The sequence below is a fragment of the Halorubrum tibetense genome (assembly GCF_055396225.1).
In genome coordinates, this window is record NZ_AP043742.1 from 1844183 (window position 1) to 1859525 (window position 15343).

The 15343-nt window shown below is 70.1% G+C and carries 19 protein-coding genes; 7 read left to right on the forward strand and 12 right to left on the reverse strand.

Features of this window, described 5'->3' with window-relative positions:
- Positions 1 to 31: 31 nt before the first annotated feature.
- The gene (locus ACZ5TV_RS09325; protein ID WP_464384339.1) at positions 32 to 97 is read left to right on the forward strand and encodes a hypothetical protein; all 66 of its coding nucleotides are present in this window, start codon (positions 32 to 34) and stop codon (positions 95 to 97) included.
- Positions 98 to 154: 57 nt separating this feature from the next.
- Here the strand turns inward: ACZ5TV_RS09325 and ACZ5TV_RS09330 are convergent, their stop codons facing one another.
- Positions 155 to 574 carry a VOC family protein gene (locus ACZ5TV_RS09330; protein ID WP_379783190.1) on the reverse strand — a complete coding sequence of 140 codons (420 nt, stop codon included), beginning with the start codon at positions 572 to 574 and terminating at the stop codon, positions 155 to 157.
- A 154-nt stretch (positions 575 to 728) separates the two neighbouring features.
- Here ACZ5TV_RS09330 and ACZ5TV_RS09335 point away from each other — a divergent pair, with 154 nt between their 5' ends.
- A complete protein-coding gene (locus tag ACZ5TV_RS09335) occupies positions 729 to 1226 on the forward strand; it encodes a CBS domain-containing protein (RefSeq protein WP_379783192.1) in 498 nt (165 codons plus the stop codon).
- Between the two features lie 85 nt (positions 1227 to 1311).
- On the opposite strand, the gene ACZ5TV_RS09340 is transcribed toward ACZ5TV_RS09335, so the two are convergent.
- Positions 1312 to 2352, reverse strand: coding sequence for a TrmB family transcriptional regulator (locus tag ACZ5TV_RS09340; protein WP_379783194.1), 1041 nt, complete (start codon positions 2350 to 2352; stop codon positions 1312 to 1314).
- 99 nt (positions 2353 to 2451) lie between these two features.
- Positions 2452 to 4842 (reverse strand): alpha-amylase family glycosyl hydrolase, encoded by a 2391-nt coding sequence (locus ACZ5TV_RS09345; protein ID WP_464383743.1) that lies wholly within the window; start codon positions 4840 to 4842, stop codon positions 2452 to 2454.
- 100 nt (positions 4843 to 4942) lie between these two features.
- Here ACZ5TV_RS09345 and ACZ5TV_RS09350 point away from each other — a divergent pair, with 100 nt between their 5' ends.
- On the forward strand, positions 4943 to 7075 hold the full coding sequence (locus ACZ5TV_RS09350; RefSeq protein WP_464383744.1) for a DUF7997 domain-containing protein: 2133 nt from the start codon (positions 4943 to 4945) through the stop codon (positions 7073 to 7075).
- 33 nt (positions 7076 to 7108) lie between these two features.
- On the opposite strand, the gene ACZ5TV_RS09355 is transcribed toward ACZ5TV_RS09350, so the two are convergent.
- The 3 genes from ACZ5TV_RS09355 to ACZ5TV_RS09365 form a co-directional block, all read right to left on the reverse strand.
- The gene (locus ACZ5TV_RS09355) at positions 7109 to 7288 is read right to left on the reverse strand and encodes a DUF7511 domain-containing protein (RefSeq protein WP_379783284.1); all 180 of its coding nucleotides are present in this window, start codon (positions 7286 to 7288) and stop codon (positions 7109 to 7111) included.
- 103 nt (positions 7289 to 7391) lie between these two features.
- A complete protein-coding gene (gene hisF / locus ACZ5TV_RS09360) occupies positions 7392 to 8210 on the reverse strand; it encodes an imidazole glycerol phosphate synthase subunit HisF (protein WP_379783282.1) in 819 nt (272 codons plus the stop codon).
- Positions 8211 to 8266: 56 nt separating this feature from the next.
- Positions 8267 to 8620 (reverse strand): DUF7471 family protein, encoded by a 354-nt coding sequence (locus tag ACZ5TV_RS09365; protein ID WP_379783288.1) that lies wholly within the window; start codon positions 8618 to 8620, stop codon positions 8267 to 8269.
- A gap of 146 nt (positions 8621 to 8766) precedes the next feature.
- Here ACZ5TV_RS09365 and ACZ5TV_RS09370 point away from each other — a divergent pair, with 146 nt between their 5' ends.
- A complete protein-coding gene (locus ACZ5TV_RS09370; RefSeq protein ID WP_379783286.1) occupies positions 8767 to 9270 on the forward strand; it encodes a winged helix-turn-helix transcriptional regulator in 504 nt (167 codons plus the stop codon).
- A gap of 4 nt (positions 9271 to 9274) precedes the next feature.
- On the opposite strand, the gene ACZ5TV_RS09375 is transcribed toward ACZ5TV_RS09370, so the two are convergent.
- A complete protein-coding gene (locus tag ACZ5TV_RS09375) occupies positions 9275 to 10276 on the reverse strand; it encodes a glycosyltransferase (RefSeq protein WP_464383745.1) in 1002 nt (333 codons plus the stop codon).
- 109 nt (positions 10277 to 10385) lie between these two features.
- Positions 10386 to 10658 (reverse strand): helix-turn-helix domain-containing protein, encoded by a 273-nt coding sequence (locus tag ACZ5TV_RS09380; RefSeq protein ID WP_379782847.1) that lies wholly within the window; start codon positions 10656 to 10658, stop codon positions 10386 to 10388.
- Positions 10659 to 10810: 152 nt separating this feature from the next.
- On the opposite strand from ACZ5TV_RS09380, the gene ACZ5TV_RS09385 reads away from it, so the two are divergent.
- Positions 10811 to 11203: a PPOX class F420-dependent oxidoreductase gene (locus tag ACZ5TV_RS09385; protein WP_379782849.1), complete on the forward strand. Its 393-nt coding sequence runs from the start codon at positions 10811 to 10813 to the stop codon at positions 11201 to 11203.
- Positions 11204 to 11321: 118 nt separating this feature from the next.
- Complete coding sequence (locus ACZ5TV_RS09390; RefSeq protein WP_379782851.1) at positions 11322 to 12053, forward strand: class I SAM-dependent methyltransferase; 732 nt, start codon at positions 11322 to 11324, stop codon at positions 12051 to 12053.
- Positions 12054 to 12090: 37 nt separating this feature from the next.
- Here ACZ5TV_RS09390 and ACZ5TV_RS09395 read toward each other — a convergent pair whose 3' ends face one another.
- Positions 12091 to 12501, reverse strand: a complete 411-nt coding sequence (locus ACZ5TV_RS09395; protein WP_379782853.1) for a TRAM domain-containing protein — start codon at positions 12499 to 12501, stop codon at positions 12091 to 12093.
- Positions 12502 to 12629: 128 nt separating this feature from the next.
- Positions 12630 to 13475: a YkgJ family cysteine cluster protein gene (locus ACZ5TV_RS09400; protein WP_464383746.1), complete on the reverse strand. Its 846-nt coding sequence runs from the start codon at positions 13473 to 13475 to the stop codon at positions 12630 to 12632.
- Positions 13476 to 13707: 232 nt separating this feature from the next.
- On the opposite strand from ACZ5TV_RS09400, the gene ACZ5TV_RS09405 reads away from it, so the two are divergent.
- Complete coding sequence (locus ACZ5TV_RS09405; RefSeq protein WP_379783659.1) at positions 13708 to 14151, forward strand: DUF5788 family protein; 444 nt, start codon at positions 13708 to 13710, stop codon at positions 14149 to 14151.
- On the opposite strand, the gene ACZ5TV_RS09410 is transcribed toward ACZ5TV_RS09405, so the two are convergent.
- Together ACZ5TV_RS09410 and ACZ5TV_RS09415 are read right to left on the reverse strand one after the other, a co-directional pair.
- Positions 14148 to 14618 (reverse strand): Rieske (2Fe-2S) protein, encoded by a 471-nt coding sequence (locus tag ACZ5TV_RS09410; protein ID WP_379783661.1) that lies wholly within the window; start codon positions 14616 to 14618, stop codon positions 14148 to 14150. The two genes, ACZ5TV_RS09405 and ACZ5TV_RS09410, sit on opposite strands and share 4 nt — an antisense overlap.
- 95 nt (positions 14619 to 14713) lie before the next feature.
- Complete coding sequence (locus ACZ5TV_RS09415) at positions 14714 to 15313, reverse strand: DUF5789 family protein (RefSeq protein WP_464383747.1); 600 nt, start codon at positions 15311 to 15313, stop codon at positions 14714 to 14716.
- Positions 15314 to 15343 lie beyond the last annotated feature (30 nt).

Below are 15343 nucleotides of genomic sequence, written 5' to 3' on the forward strand. Positions count from 1 at the left end.
CCTTTAGGGCGGGGAGGATGTCAACGGGGGCGTGTACGGACTGGTCGCCGCGAGCCTCCCGGTCGCGCTCCACGTGAGTCGCCAGATGAACGCCTGAACGCGGCGGCGCGGGGAGCAACCGAGCCTGGGTGTATTCTCCCTCTCCAGTTCGGCCTCAGCCGTCCAGCAGCTCGATCAGGTTGCCGTCGGGGTCCCGGCAGAACAGGACGGTGGTCCCGGTGTCGGTCGTCCGGGGCGGGCTCAGCGTCTCGACGGCGTCGTCGAGGTCAGTATAACAGGCTTCCACGTCGTCGACGGCGAGCCCGACGTGGACGGTTCCCGTCCCGTTCAACTCGGGGGCCGCCGTCGACGGCCCTGCCGGGTCGTACTCGACGAGTTCGAGAACGGTGTCGCCGGCGTCGAGGTGAGCGAACTCGGCGGTCGCGCCGTCGACGTCGACGGCCGCCGCGAACGCCTCGCCGCCGACGGAGAACTCGGTAACGACCTCGAACCCGAACGCGTTAGTATAAAAGTCGACCGCGCGGTCGAGATCGGAAACGGTGACGCCGACGTGATGAGCGGTGGGATCGGACACGGTCGATCCTCGGCCTGAGCTATATAAATCGTGTCGGCCAGAGCCCGGTGGGCGCGGGCCGCAACGGCTCGCGTCAGGACGAGTGGGCCGAAACGGCTCGCGTCAGGACGAGTGGGCCGCAACGACTACCATCGGGGGCGGCGATGGGCGACGTATGTACGCACGCGACCTGATGATCACCGACGTGAAGACGGTCTCCCCCGACGACGAGATCTCCGACGTGTTTCGGCTGTTCGCTCGACACTCCTTCTCGGGGTTCCCGGTCGTCGACGAGGCGGACCGGGTGGTCGGGATCGTCGCCGAGTCCGACCTCGTGGACCTGTTCGAACCGGCTGAGGAGACGCTGTGGATCCCGATCGGGCTCCCGCCGTTCGTCGACACGCTCACGTATCAGGTGAAGCCGCCGTGGGCGGACCTCGACCTCGGCGTCGACCTCGTGCGCAACGCGGACCGGCCGGTGTCGGACGTGATGACGGCCGACGCGGCCACCGTCGGCCCCGACACGGGGATCGACGAGATCCTGACGCTGCTCTCCGGCGATGACCCCGACATCAACCGACTGCCGGTCGTCGACGACGACGGGACGCTGGTGGGGCTCATCGCCCGCCAAGACGTGATCCGCGCGATCCGCGACGAGCGGGCTGCGGAGTAGGCCGGGTTGAGGCGTAACGCGGGTCGCGCCGGTCGCCCGCCCGATCACGGGGGATCGACCGCCGGTCACGGGGATCGACCGCCGGTCACTCCGCGTCGAGCCGGACGAGGTCCGCCTCGATGTCCTCGACGAACGCGCCTTTCCCGCCGACGGTGACGGTCCCGTCCGCCGTCTCGATCGCCAGCGAGTGTTGCACCGGGAACTCGTTGTTCGTCGGCTCCACCATCCCCTGTTTGACGCCGACGACGCGGCCGGTGACCTCGGTCTCCGTCTCGTCCGCGGTCGATCTTCCGGCGACCGTCGCGGTGAGCGTCGTCCCGCTGCGTAGGTGTACTGTCGCCTGAAACACGGTCTGTCTGAAGTTCTCGTACTCCACGGGCAGCGCGGCGGGTTCGACGGTGGCGACCTCGGCGGCCGCGGGCCAGTAGTTCCCGAGGAAGGACCCGACGATCACGGGGGCGAGCTGCTCCTGTGCGAAGACGATCGCCTGTCGGTCGGAGTCGGACCGCCGCAATAGCTCCGGCGGCGCGATGACGCCCACGTCGGAGTCGACGGTGAGGAGCGTCGGCATCGCCTCGCTCCACGTCCGAACCACGCTGGCGACGCCGTCCACGTCCGGCGGCTCATCGACGTCGGAGACGACGAGCAACACGAGGACGCCGCGCTCAACCGCCGCGACGAGCGAATCGCGGATCTCCGGGAGGCGTTTCGCAGGGATCGAAAGCGTGAGCTCGGACTCGGCGTCGTCGACCAGCGACCGGATCCGCTTGATGACGGTGACGCGGGATTTGACGACCTCGAACTGCTCGGTCTCGCGTTCGACGCGGGAGAACCGCTCTTCGAGGGCGGGTCGTATCGAGTCCACGTCGGAGCGGAGCCGGTCTATCACCTCGTCGGGCGGGTTAGCGCGGATCGTCGTCGGCACGACGTGGTCGTGGACCTCGACGAACCCTCGGTCCGCGAGCGACTCGCTCACGCTGTAGACGTAGCGCTTCGAGACGCCGGCGGCGTCGGCGACCGTGCTGGCTTTCGCCTCGCCGTGTTCGAGCAGCGTGAGGTACGTGTCGATCTCCTTGTCGGAGAGCCCGAACCGACGGAGGAGGTCCGAAAGCGTCCGATCGTCCATGTCCCGGAGAAGGGTGAGGCGGTCACTTATAAGGGTCGGTGCCGGCCGGCGTCGGCGGCATCGGCAGCGACACGGTGACACGAGGGGTCCGCCGGCGACTCACACGAGCACCGCGAGGGTGTCGACGACGACGGTGCCGTCCACGCGGTCGTCTCCCTCGCCACGCTCCGCCACGAACAGGTCGCGTTCGACCCCCTCGGGGACCGTGACCGTCGCGGGGTCGTCGGCGAAGTTGACCACGACGAGGAGCCGTTCCGGGCCGTCCGTGTCGCCGGCCGGGACGCCGCTGTCGGCGTCCCTCGGCGCGTCACCGCCGTCGTTTCCGGGGTGTCGTTCGTAGGCGACCACTCTGTCGGGGTCGCCCGCGGTCACCGTGACGGCGGTGGCCTCCCCGCCGAAGTCGACACCGTCGGCCCGAAGGGGTGGGTGGGCGTCGCGCAGCCGCGAGAGCGCTCGGTGGAACTCGGTGAGCGCGTTGTCGCCGTCGTGCCACCGGAACGGGCCGCGGGTCGTCTCGTTCCCTCGCTCCCCGCCCGCGTACACCATCGGGGACCCGGGAAGGGTGAACGTCACCGCCACGGCCGCGCGGGCGGCCGCCTCGCCGTACTCGGCGAGGTACCGCGGCTCGTCGTGGTTCTCGACGTAGCGCATCTGCGCGCCGGGGTCGTCGAACCCGAGCCACGCGCCCCGGTCGAGCGCGTCGGCGACCGCGCTGGCGGGCGCGTCCCCCGCGCCGATCCGCCGGAGCGCCCCGTACAGCGAGGTGTCGTAGTGGAGATGGAACTCCCCCTCGCCGTAGAACGGGTCGTGCGGCAGCGTCTCGTCGAGCAACAGCAGGTCCTCGGGGACGCGGTCGGCCACCTCCTTCCAGAACCCGTGAGGGATCCCCCAGGCGACGTCCGCGCGGAACCCGTCGACGACGCCCGCCCAGTCGTCGACGATATCGAGCAGCCAGGAGCGGACCGCCGGTGAGTCGAAGTTCAGGTTGGGGATCCGCCCCCAGTTGAAGTAGTACTCGGGCATGTCGCCGGAATCGAGCGCCGCCCACTCGATGTCGGTGACGTCGAAGGCGGCGTCGGCCCGCCGGTAGTGGTCGCGGTAGGCCGGCACGCCCGCGGCGTGTAGCTGAAAGGCGGGGTGGTCCCGCGAGGTGTGGTTGATGACGAGGTCGAAGACGACGCGGATCCCGGCGTCGTGACACGCCGCGACCAGCGACTCGAACGCGGCCCGCGAGCCGAGGTCGGCGGCGGTGTCGGTGTAGTCGGTGACGTGGTAGCCGTGCTCGGTCGGCGAGGCCAACACCGGCGTCAACCAGAGGACGTCGACCCCGAGACTCTCGACGTACGGGATCCGGCGCTCGATCTCGGCGAACGTTGTCGGCAGCGTGTCGCCCGCGAACGACCGGACGTACACCTCGTAGATCGTCGCGGCGTCCGCCCACGCGGGACGGGCGTGCGGGTCGGTGACCGTGAGGCCGCCGCCCCCTGTTGTCGTCCCGTCCGCGGCGTCGGCCCTCGCCTTGGTCGCGGCGTCCGCGTCCCGTTCGCGGACTCGCTCGACTCGAACCGTCGCCGCCGCGCCGTGTCGCTCGGCGTGGGGGACCGCGTGGATCCGAATGCCGTCGGCGTCGGTCGCGGGTTCGGTGTCGACGGCACCCCCCGTCACGTGGTCCGGAAGCTCGTCGAGGGGAACGACCAGCCGATGGCCTGACGCGCGCTCCTCGATCCGCGCGACCGTCTCCGGGTCCGCGTCCCGGTCGTCGACGAGGAACTCGACGTCGACGGTCGCGGGATCCGTCCCCGATCCCGGAGGGACGCCGACTTCGGCCTCGACGACGAGGGTCGCTTTTCCCGCCTCGTCCGGCCCGTCCGGGACCCTACTCCCCGACTCGTCCGACCCGCTCGGGACCGATTCGACGGACGCGTCGAGCGAGACTCGCGGGCGACCCGGGCCGGGAACCTCGTGAGTCACCCGGTGGCCGGTCGCGCGGTCGTCGTTCGCCAAGAAGCTCACCTCGTGGCGGCCGGGCGGGACTCGGCTCCGGAACACCCACTCGCCCCCCTCGCGCTCGGGGCGGTCACGGGCGAGCAGCCGCTCGTTGTGTCGCCACATCACGCTCACGCGGTCGACGTCGGCGTCCGGAAGCGGCAGGTCGGCAGCGGACACGCGGATCGTCGTCTCGCGGCGCTCGTCCGGGAACACGCGGACGCGCTGGCGATGGATGCCGTCGGGCGCGTCGAGCGCGAAGACGTACTCCCCGGGTGCGTCCGGACGGACGTGGACGACCGGGTCGTCATCGCGGGTCGTTTCGCCCGGGACGAGGACGGCGGGATCCGCGGTCGCACCGCCGACCTCGCCGTGTTCGGCGTCGCTCTCGGCCGGGGCGTCGAGGAGCCGCCACCGGTACGTCCCGTCCGGGTCCGGGTCGCGCGGCGCGAGCTCGACCGATCGGCCGACGCTCGTCGTCCGCGGCGGGCCGGGTTCGTGCATGTCCGTACGCCGCCGTCACCCCGCTTGAGCGTTCCGTTCGAGAAGGACGAACGACGATTACACCAAAGATTGATACTGCGAGGGATCGTTCCGTCGACCAATGCAACTACGCGACGCGCTGGACGACTACAAACGGACCACCGGCCACGGCCGGCTCTTCCCGGGCGAGCGGCGGACCGTGACGGGACGGTTCACCGGCGGGGACGGGCGGCTCGTCCACGTCGACCCCGGCGGGGGGCTCCGGGACTTCGGCTACCCGCTCACCGGTCGGACCGGGCTCGTCCGGTCCCGGTTCGGGCTGGCGGTCGACGGCGACGTGACGTGGTTCGACGAGGCGGCGGCCGAGCAGCGGTACGTCGACGACACGACGGTCGTCGAGACCGTCCACGAGACGGACCGGGCGACCGTTCGTCGCCACGACGTCGCCCTCGGCGAGGCGCACCTCACGCACGCGACGATCGACCCCGCCGAAGACGCGGCGTTCGACGCCGACGACGCCTCGCTCGTCGTGTACGCGCGGTTCGCCCCCGACGGCCGCGACGACCGGGTCGGCCAGCTCCGGTTCGACGACGCCATCGAGGCGTACCACGCCGACGAACACGACTTCCTCGCGAGCGCGACCGGGTTCGCCGAGCTGCGCGGCCAGCTGCCGGCGACGTTCCCCGAGCTGCTCGACGACGCCCCCACCGACCTCCCGCGCGACCGCGACGGCGACCGCTACGAGGAGGAGCGACTCTCCGGCGAGGTGATCGTCGACGCCCCGTTCGAGGACGGCGAGACGACCGTCGGAACGCTCCTGACCGACCGCGCGGAGACCGACCGCCAGGCGGCACGTGACCGGCTCGCGTCGCTGTTCGACGAGCTCGACACGCCGGAGGCGCTGGCGGTCGCGGCCGCGAAGACGACCCTGGAGGTGCCCGACTCGGTGCCCGAGCGGCAGTCCGTCGTCGCCGACCTCCGCGTGTTATCGTTGCTGTCGGCGGAGACCGGCCTCCGGATCGCGGGTCCCGATTTCGACCCGTACTACGAGCACTCCGGCGGCTACGGCTACACCTGGTTCCGCGACGACGCCGAGATCTCCACGTTCCTCTTAGAGTCCGACCACCGGCTCGGGCTCGGGCTCGACGACTGGCACGAGCGGTCGGCGCGGATGTACGTCGAGACCCAACGCGCGGACGGCGCGTGGCCCCACCGCGTCTGGCCGCGGAACGGGGGGCTCGCCCCCGGCTGGGCGAACGCTCGCATCGAGGACGGGCCGGACGTGGACTATCAGGCCGATCAGACCGGTAGCGTCATCGCGTACCTCGCCCGCGCCCGGGGAGCGGGTATCGACGTGCCGGGACTGGAGACGACGCTCGCCGACGCCCTCGACAGCCTCGACTCGACGCTCGCGGACGACGGCCGGCCGGTCGTCTGTCAGAACGCGTGGGAGGACTCCGCGGGTCGGTTCACACACACCACCGCGACGTTCCTCGAAGCGTACGCCGCGCTCGCACGGCACGGCGCGGGGGTGGAGGCGTCGCCGGCGGGCAGCGACGCGATGGATGGCGAGACGCTGGATGGCGACGCGTCGAACGGCGGCGCGACGGAGAGGCGAGCCGATCTCGCCGACCACGCCCGCTCGCGCGCTGCGGAAGTGTACGAGGCGATCGACGACGTGTGGGTCCCCGAACGCGGCTGTTACGCGCTTCGGGAGACGCCCGATGGCGCGATCGACGACCGGCTCGACTCCGCGACGCTGGCGCTCGCGAGCGCCCACCGGACTTACGACGGGCTCGACCCCGACGGCGCGGTCGACGCCGAGCGGCTCGACCGGCTCGTCTCCCACGTCGAGACGGTCGTCGACGGGCTCGCCCACGAGACCGACGCGATCGCCGGCCTGATCCGCTACGAGGGCGACGGCTGGCGGCGCGGCGAACAGCCCGGTGAGAAGGTATGGACGGTGTCGACCGCGTGGGGGGCGAACGCCTGCGCCGAGCTCGCGGCGCTGCTCGACGCCCACGACGACCCGCGGGCGACGGCGATGGCCGACCGCGCCCGCGAGCTCCTCGGCCACGTCTCGCCCGGCGGTTCGCTGTGTGAGCCGACCGGCTACCTCCCCGAACAGTTCTTCGACGACGGGACGCCCGACAGCGCGACGCCGCTCGGCTGGCCCCACGCCATCCGGCTGGCGACCGTGGCGTCGCTGGAGCGTTCGGATATTCCGACGGACCGGGTCGCCGCCGACGACTAGGCGGCTGCCGCCGCCCTCGAGTCTGTGACCGGCTCAGCGCCACTCGTCGCTGGGGACACAGTCCGCCGCCCGGACCGTGATCCAGCGCGTCGTCCGCTCGTCCGGGTCGCGGTCGGGCTCGAAGAAGGTTACCTCGTCGTCCGCGGACCCCTCACTCCGGCGACAGACGAGCTCCGGCGGCTCCGCGTGAACACGCGTCGGGGACGTGGACATACACGATAGTTCATTCCCCATCGGATAATAGGTGTTGGTTTCGCCCGCACGACGCGACGCTGTCCTCGAAACCCCCACCGATTTACTCGGTGTCGAATGAGATCTACAGCCGAACCGGGACGCCCCGGTCGTCGAGGTACTGTTTCGTCTCCTCGATGGAGTAGTCGCCGAAGTGGAAGATGGACGCGGCGAGGCCGGCGTCGGCGTTCGCCTCGGTGAACACCTCGTACATGTCCTCCGGGCTCCCGCAGCCGGAGGAGGCGATGACGGGCGTCGAGACCGCGTCACAGATCGCTTTCATCAGGGGGATGTCGTACCCGTCCTTCGTCCCGTCCATATCGATGGAGTTGACGAACAGCTCGCCCGCACCGCGCTCCTCCGCCTCCTTCGCCCACGAGACGGCGTCGATCCCGGTGCCCTCGCGGCCGCCTTTCTTGGTACACTCGAACCACACCGTCTCGCCGTCGGCGTCCTCGTAGAAGTGCTCGCCCTCGTCGTCGTGACGGCGACGGGCGTCGACGGAGATGACGATACACTGGCTGCCGAACGCGGCCGCGCCCTCCTCGATGAGCGCGGGGCGTTCGAGCGCTCCCGTCGTGATCGATACCTTGTCCGCGCCCGCCCGGAGCGTCTCCTTGATGTCCGCCTTGGTCCGGATCCCGCCGCCGACCGTGAGCGGGATGAAACACTCGTCCGCGACCGCGTTGACGACATCGAGCATCGTCTCGCGTCCCTCCGCGCTCGCGGTGATGTCGAGGAAGACGAACTCGTCGGCCCCGGCGGCGTTGTACTTCTTCGCCAGCTCGACGGGGTCGCCGGTGTACTCCAGGTTCTCGAAGTTGACCCCGGTGTAGACGGCGGCGTCGCCGTCGTCGTCGAGGTCGACGTCGATACAGGGGATGATCCGCTTCGTGAGTCCCATTCGTTGTCAGGGGTTGGCGACCCCGGGAATTAAAAGGCGCGGCGGCGGTCGACGCGTTACCGGTCGGCGTCGTCGGGCGCGGACACGTCGCCGGGGGCGTGTGCGTACACCGCGTACAGCACGAGCCCGGCGATGACGAAGTCGAGCGTGTGTTCGAGGTAGTGGTGCGCCGGCATCGGGACGTATCCCAGGACCGTCCCCGCGCCGACGATCGATCGTGCCCACAGCGCCCCGATGGCGACGCTCACGAGGAGGAAGCGTCGCCCGCCGCGTCTCCTGTACGCGACGAGACTGACGGCGAAGAGGACGCCGGTGCCGACCCCCGCGACGAGGATCACGGCCAGGAGCGGGGTCGACCCCTCGACTGTCCACCAGCTGGACCCCGGGACCGAGCCGGACCCCCCCGCAATGGCGAGCGCGGCTGCGACGACGGGCGCGATACTGGAATACACTGCTGTCACCGTCCGTGACTCGGGCCGCGGGGAACATGAACGCTCCCCACGCGATCGGAATCCCCGACGGGTTTTACCGCGTCGACGCGAACTCATCGATGAGCATGGCCGCCACGCGCGAGCGGATCCGCCGGCACGTCCACGACGCCCCCGGCGTCCACTTCAACCGACTCGGTCGCGAGCTGGATCTGGCGACCGGACAGGTCCAGTACCACCTCCGACGACTGACGCGTGACGGAACGGTGGTCGCCGAGTCCGTCGGCGGTCGGACCCACTACTTCCCCCCGGGGTACGACGCCTGGGAGCGACGGCTGATCGCGTACCTTCGGCGAGAAACGCCCCGCGCGATCCTGATGCGGCTGCACGCGAACGGCCCGACCCGTCCCGTCGATCTCGCGACGGAGCTCGATCTCGCGCGAAGCACCGTCGCGTATCACGTCTCGAACCTCGCGGAGGCCGGCGTCCTCGAACGGTCCACGGACGAGCCGATGCGGGTCTCGCTCGCGGACCCGACGCGCACCGCCGACCTCCTCGACGCCGTCTCGCCGTCGCTTCCCGACCGCGTCGTCGACCGGTTCGTCAGGACGGTCGACCGGCTACTGGAGTAGGTGATCACTGCCGCCAGTCGTACTTCGCGACCGCCCGGTCGGCGCGCTTCGAGAGGCCGTTCGGGTTCCGCGCCGGGCTTCTGTCGCGGGCCCGTGCGACCAACCCGTCCGAGCTCCCGCTAGCGATCCCGAACACCACGTCGCGGCCGTTCGCGGCCCAGCCGGACGGGGTCGCCTCGCCGCGAACTACGTCGCGAGCGGTCGCCCACGCGTCGGTCAGCGCGTGTTTGGCCGTCCGCGCGACGACCGTCGGACGAACGCCGTAGTTCTTCAGTAGGCGGTACGCGAGCGCCCGGTACTTCCACCCCCAGTCGCGGTCGGCGTGACCGCCGTCGGCGGCGGTCCGGCTCGGCGGCTCCTTCGTGACCGCGACCGCGCCGTCCCACGCCACCGTGCGATCCATGCGCGCCAACCGATGGGCCGCGTCGCGCGCGCCGCCGATGTGGAGGTACTCGTCGAACCCGTCGAGGTCCCTGAGCGTCTCCCGACGGAAGGCGACGTTACCGCTCGTGAAGTACGTCACCTCCTGGCCCGCGATCCGACGACGCTCCGGCCCGTGTTCGGGTTCGTCGTCCGATCCACTCTCGTCGCCGTCAGCCGTCATCCCGGGGTCGGCCCCCGCTTCGTCGCCCGCCTCGTTGCCCGCGGCGTCCGCGTTCGATCCGGTCGGCGTCGCCGGTCCGGTTACCACGTCGGCCTCCGCTAGGCCGCGTCGCACTCCGTCGACCCACGAGTCGGCGATCCGGTTGTCGTAGTCCACGAGCGCGACGGCGTCGCCGGTCGCCACCTCGATCCCGGCGTTCCGCGCGACGTTGACCGTGCGGTCGGAGATCTCGACGAGCACGTCGACGTCGTCCCGGTCACGAACCATTCCGGTGGTGCCGTCCGCGGACGGACCGTTGACGACGATCACCTCCGCGTCGGGCGCGCCGGCCGCCACCGAGTCGAGGCAGGCGGCTAACCGGTCCCGGCCGTTGAGCGTCGGGACGACGACCGACAGGTCCATACGGGTGACGATCGCCCCGGGGATATAAAAAGGACCCCGTGACGTGACGGCGGGAAAAAGCAGGCTGTTGGACGGGACGGGAACGGTCGAAAACGGGTGGTCCGTGGGGTCAGACCGTCAGGTAGTACACCTGCTTGCGGGCGTCCTTGAAACTGTACCGCGAATCGACCAGCTCCTCCTCCTCCAAGCGGTTGAGCGCGTAGCGTACGGTGCGGTCGGGCAGCAGCGACTCCTCGGCGAGACCGCCCTGTGAGAGCGGCGAGTCGCTCTCCAACACTTTCGCGACGAGCTTGGCGCTGGGCGGGAGCTCGCGCAGACGGTCGCGGTATTCGCTTTCGGACAGACGGTCCTGGTCGGGTGTCCCCACGGGACTGGTACTCATACGACAGGAGGAGTCACTGCCTATTGGTAAAGGTTGGCTACATATGGGGGAATCCTATCGTAAGTGTATAAGGTGTTAATATCAGTAGTCGGATCGCCGTCAATACCGATCGATCGGGCGGATTTTTGTCGCGGCGACCCGAACCGTTCGACGTGATCCCGGAGTCGCACGTCGATATCTTCGAGAAGGAATCGTTCGCTCATTTCGCGACGGTGTTACCCGACGGCACCCCACACGTCACGCCGGTGTGGGTAGACCACGACGATCGGGAGTACGTCCTCGTGAACACGGCTCGCGGCCGTCGCAAGGAGCGGAACGTGCGGGCGAACCCGAAGGTCGGCGTGAGCGTGGTCGACCCCGACGACCCGTACCGGTACGTCTCCGTCCGCGGCGAGGCCGAACTCACCGAGGAGGGCGCGAAAGCGCACATCGACGAGCTGGCACGGCGGTATTTCGATGTCGACGAGTACCCGCACCACGGCGAGGAGTCCGGCCCTCGGGTGCTGATCCGGATCCCCACCGAGGAGATATCGACGAGCGGCTGACGGGCCGCCCGCGGGACCGTCGCGCCGCGACGGTCCTCGATTATTATTGGACCGCGACCGGGTCCGCTCGTCGCGCATCCAGTACGGTTTTGGTCGTTCGGTGTTCATCGGCAGTATCGTGAAGGGTCAGGACTGGTATCAGGCCGACGAGGTGGCCGAGGAGTACGACGACGTCCGGTTCACGGGCGGCGGTGCGCTCATCGACCGGCGCGAGAAGGAGGCCGTGCTCTCCGCGCTCGGACCGATCGACGAGGGACACCGCGTGCTGGAGGTCGCCTGCGGCACCGGTCGGTTCACGACGATGCTCGCCGACCAGGGTGCCGACATCATCGGCCTCGACATCTCCCGTGAGATGCTCGAACAGGGACGCGCGAAGGCGGCCGACGCGGGGCTCTCCGACACCGTCGAGTTCATGCGCGGGGACGCCTCGCGGCTCCCGTTCCCGGACGACCACTTCGACTCCGTCGTCGCGATGCGCTTTTTCCACCTGATGGAGGAGCCGCTGCAGTTCATGCGGGAGCTCCGTCGGGTGAGCAGGGATCAGGTGTTCTTCGACACGTTCAACGGACGGAGCCTCCGCGTGCTGTACACGTGGCTGCTCCCGATGGGCTCGCGGCTCTACTCCGAGCGGCAGGTAGCCACGATGCTCGGCGAAGCCGGCCTGACGCTCGCCGGCGAGGAGCACGACTTCGTCCTCCCGTACGGGTTCTATCGCGAGCTCCCCGGGATCATCGCCACCCCGTTCCGCGCGCTCGACGAGCTGATCGGAAACACGATCCCCGGCGACTACGTCGCCTCCGTCTCCTACTGGGACGCGCGGGTCCCGGACCGCGACCGCGCCGCCGACTGATCCGCGGGTCGCGTCCGGCGGGTCGCGTCCGGGACGCTCAGACGTCGTCGTCGATCACTTCGCCGACCGCGAAGTTCGATTTCACTTCGGTCACTTCGATCTTCACGCGCTCGCCGACCTCCGTGTCGGGCACGATGATCACGTACCCTCGCTCGACACGGGCGATCCCGTCGCCCTGCTTGCCGAGGTCCTCGATCTCGACGTACCGCATCTCGCCCGGCTCGACCGGCGGCTGCGGTCCGTCCTCGTGGGCGCTTCCGCCCCCACGGTCGTCGACGTCGGCGTCGTTCTCGAAGTCGTCACGCGCGATGAGCGCGACCCGGTACGTCTCCCCGGGTTCGAGCGACCCGGTGTCGACCTCCCGGCGCGGCACCTCGATCACGTACTCGTCGTCCTCCTCGCGGATATCGGCACTGAACAGACAAAGGAGCTTCTCGGAGATTTCCATGCTAAGACTCCACCGAAACGTCGGGGCCCCACACCATAGTTGTACCGCCCGTTCCGACCCAGCTCCGACTGTTGGCAGGGTGGGGTCGAGGGCTCCGGTCGCCTCCGCGCGAGCGGACGGGACCTCGGTCAGTCGCCGTCGGAGTCGCCCCCGTCGACCGGCGTCCCGTCCACCCGCTTCGGCCCCTCAGAGTCGAACACGACCGCGCCGCCCGCGCGGGCCGACGCGGTCGGGTCGTAGCCGTCCCGAACCCCGATCGCCTCCCGCAGCTCCCGGACCGCCCGCTCTTTCAACGCTTCCGCCAGCGCCTCCGCGTCCGCCCGGTCGATGTCGCGCCCGAGCCCCTCACACTCGTGGGCCCGTACCAGCCCCTGGGCGTCGACCGCCTCGCCCATCGGCTGGCTCGTTCCGCCGAGCGCGACGCTGAACGGATACGTCCGGCAGATCAGCGGTCGGGCGTCGTGGACGGTACACGCCCCCTGCCCGTCCGTCTCCTCGTAGAAGGTACAGTCGCCGCAGTCGTCGGTCGCGAGCGCCCACTCGAACGTCTCGCCCGCGGGCTCGCCGTCGTCGCCCTCGACGAGACCGTACGGCATCGGTCGGGCGACGTCGCGCCAGTCGTACGCCTCGTCGAACCGCTCCTCCGCGGCGTCGGCGACCGCCCGGACCTCGTCGGGGAACACCGTCGCGGTGTGCGGCTCGCGCTCCACCTCGTCGTGACAGCCGGTTGGGTCCCCGCTCGGGCCCTCGTCCGCGCCGTCGGAACCCGCCTCGTCTGCTCCCTCGTCCGCGCCGTCGGAACCCGCCTCGTCGACCCCCTCGCCGGCCGGCGCGCCACCGGGTTCGTCCGGGGCGTACCCCGTACAGCAGCCGCCACAGCGGGTACACTCGAAGCCGATCGCCTCGATGGCGTCCGCGAGCGCAGCGACGTCCAGGTCGCGTGCGCGTTCGAGTTCGGCTTCGAGCGACTCCATACCCCCGTTTGGGGTCCGATCGGGTTAACCCCGTTCGTTCGCGACATCGGGGTTCGCGGCCATCGACGGGCCGGCTCCCGGACGGCGCGGCCGGGTATCGGTGCGTCGCCGGTGTCGGCCATCGCCGCGTCGCCCGTGTCGGCAATCGGTGCGTCGCCCCGATCGCACACCGGCGCGTCGCCCGGCCGGGTGAGCGAAGGAGCGAAGTACGATCGCTGCCTCCCTCTCGCTTGTGAAGGAGTACGAACGGAAAGGGCTCCTCGAACGCGTGAACCGCGAAGCCGCGACGGTCGGCGCAGCGATCCCGGACGAGATCGAGGTCCAGGGTGAGCCGATCGAGCTGCAGTCGTTCGTCTTCGAGATCAAGCGGCGCGACACGGTGCCGCCGGGCGAGCGCGACCGCGTCGAGCAGGCGAAGCGAAACCTGCGTCGCGAGCGGCTGGAGCGGCTCGAACGCATCGAGGAGAACGAGGTGAGCTACGAGCGCGGCGAGGAGCTGGCGGCGTCGATCATCGGGATCGACCGCGCGCTCGACGCACTGGACGGATTGGACGCACCCGACCCCGAGACGGAGGCGAAACGGCAGGAGGCGGCCGACCGCAAGCGCTGGATGAGCTTCCTGAAGAAGGCGCTCGGCCGCGACGAGGGCGGTGGCGGGTCGCGGACGCGGTTCTAACTGCCCGTGAAGTCGATCCGGGACCCGCTCCCGTCACCCTCGCGGCTGGCGGGCCCGAGACGGACGAACTCGTAGGCGTCGTCGTCGAGGTACACCGCTCCGTCCTCGACTGCCACGTCGACGCCCTCCAACACCGCGCCCTCACACGGACCGAAGTTGCAGTACCCCGAGTCGGCCTCGAACGTCGCGCCGTGTTTCTGACAGAACACCTCGCCGTTCCGGACGAACGCCCCGTCGTCCCGGTCGAGACGCACGTCGGTCCAGTGTTGACAGTAGTTGCGGAACGCGGCGACCTCGCCCGCTGCACGGGTGAGGATCGCCTCCGCTTCGGGTCGCCCGTCTTCGGACTCGCCCACGTCGCCCTCACTGTCGTCGACGCTCCCGGCGTCGACGGGTCGAAGCGTCACGAGCAGCGTGCTGTCCTCGGGGACCTCCTCGACGGCGGCGATCCGACGGTCCGCGTCCATACGGGTTCGTGTCCTGCCGCGGGTTTGAACGTTCCGCGTTCCCGGCCAATTCGGCGATGGAGGGCGGTATATGAACCGGCTTGGGGTGGCCGCTCTCAGACCCCGAGCCACTCGTCGTTGCGGATCTCGTACCCGTTCTCCCGGCAGTACGTCGCCGCCTGCCGGCGCACGTCCCGGGAGCCGGGGACCGTTTTTCGCTCGTCGATCCGGTCGACGACCCAGTCCGCGATGGCGTGAACGCCCGCCTCGTCGTCGACGAGATCGACATCGCTCAGCGCTCTGAAGGTCCGCTCGAACGCCTCGTGTTGTGAGCGGCCGAACTCCTCGTCCGGGAGCGTCGCCGCCGCCTCCACGACCCGCTTCATCGCCGTCGCGACCGCGGGGTGTCGGATCCGTTCGCTGACGACGGCGGGCGCGTCGAAGCTCTCCATGTCCGCGTCGGGCAGGAGCTCCGCGAGGACGTAGCGGTCGCCGCCCGCGCCGATATCGTGCTCCCCGACCGCGGCGACGAGCTCGCGACCCGTCGCCGGGAACGTTAGGGACTCGAGCGACGCCTCCAACTCGGCGAGCGCCGCGGGGTCGACCGCCGGTTCGAGCTCATCGCCGCGCTCCAGCTCGGTGGCGAGCTCGCGCTCGCGCTGGCGTCGGTCCTCGTCCGCGGCCTGCTTCTCGCGTCCGCGCTTGTCGTCTGCCATCCGTCACGTAGGGTCTCTGGAGGGATAACG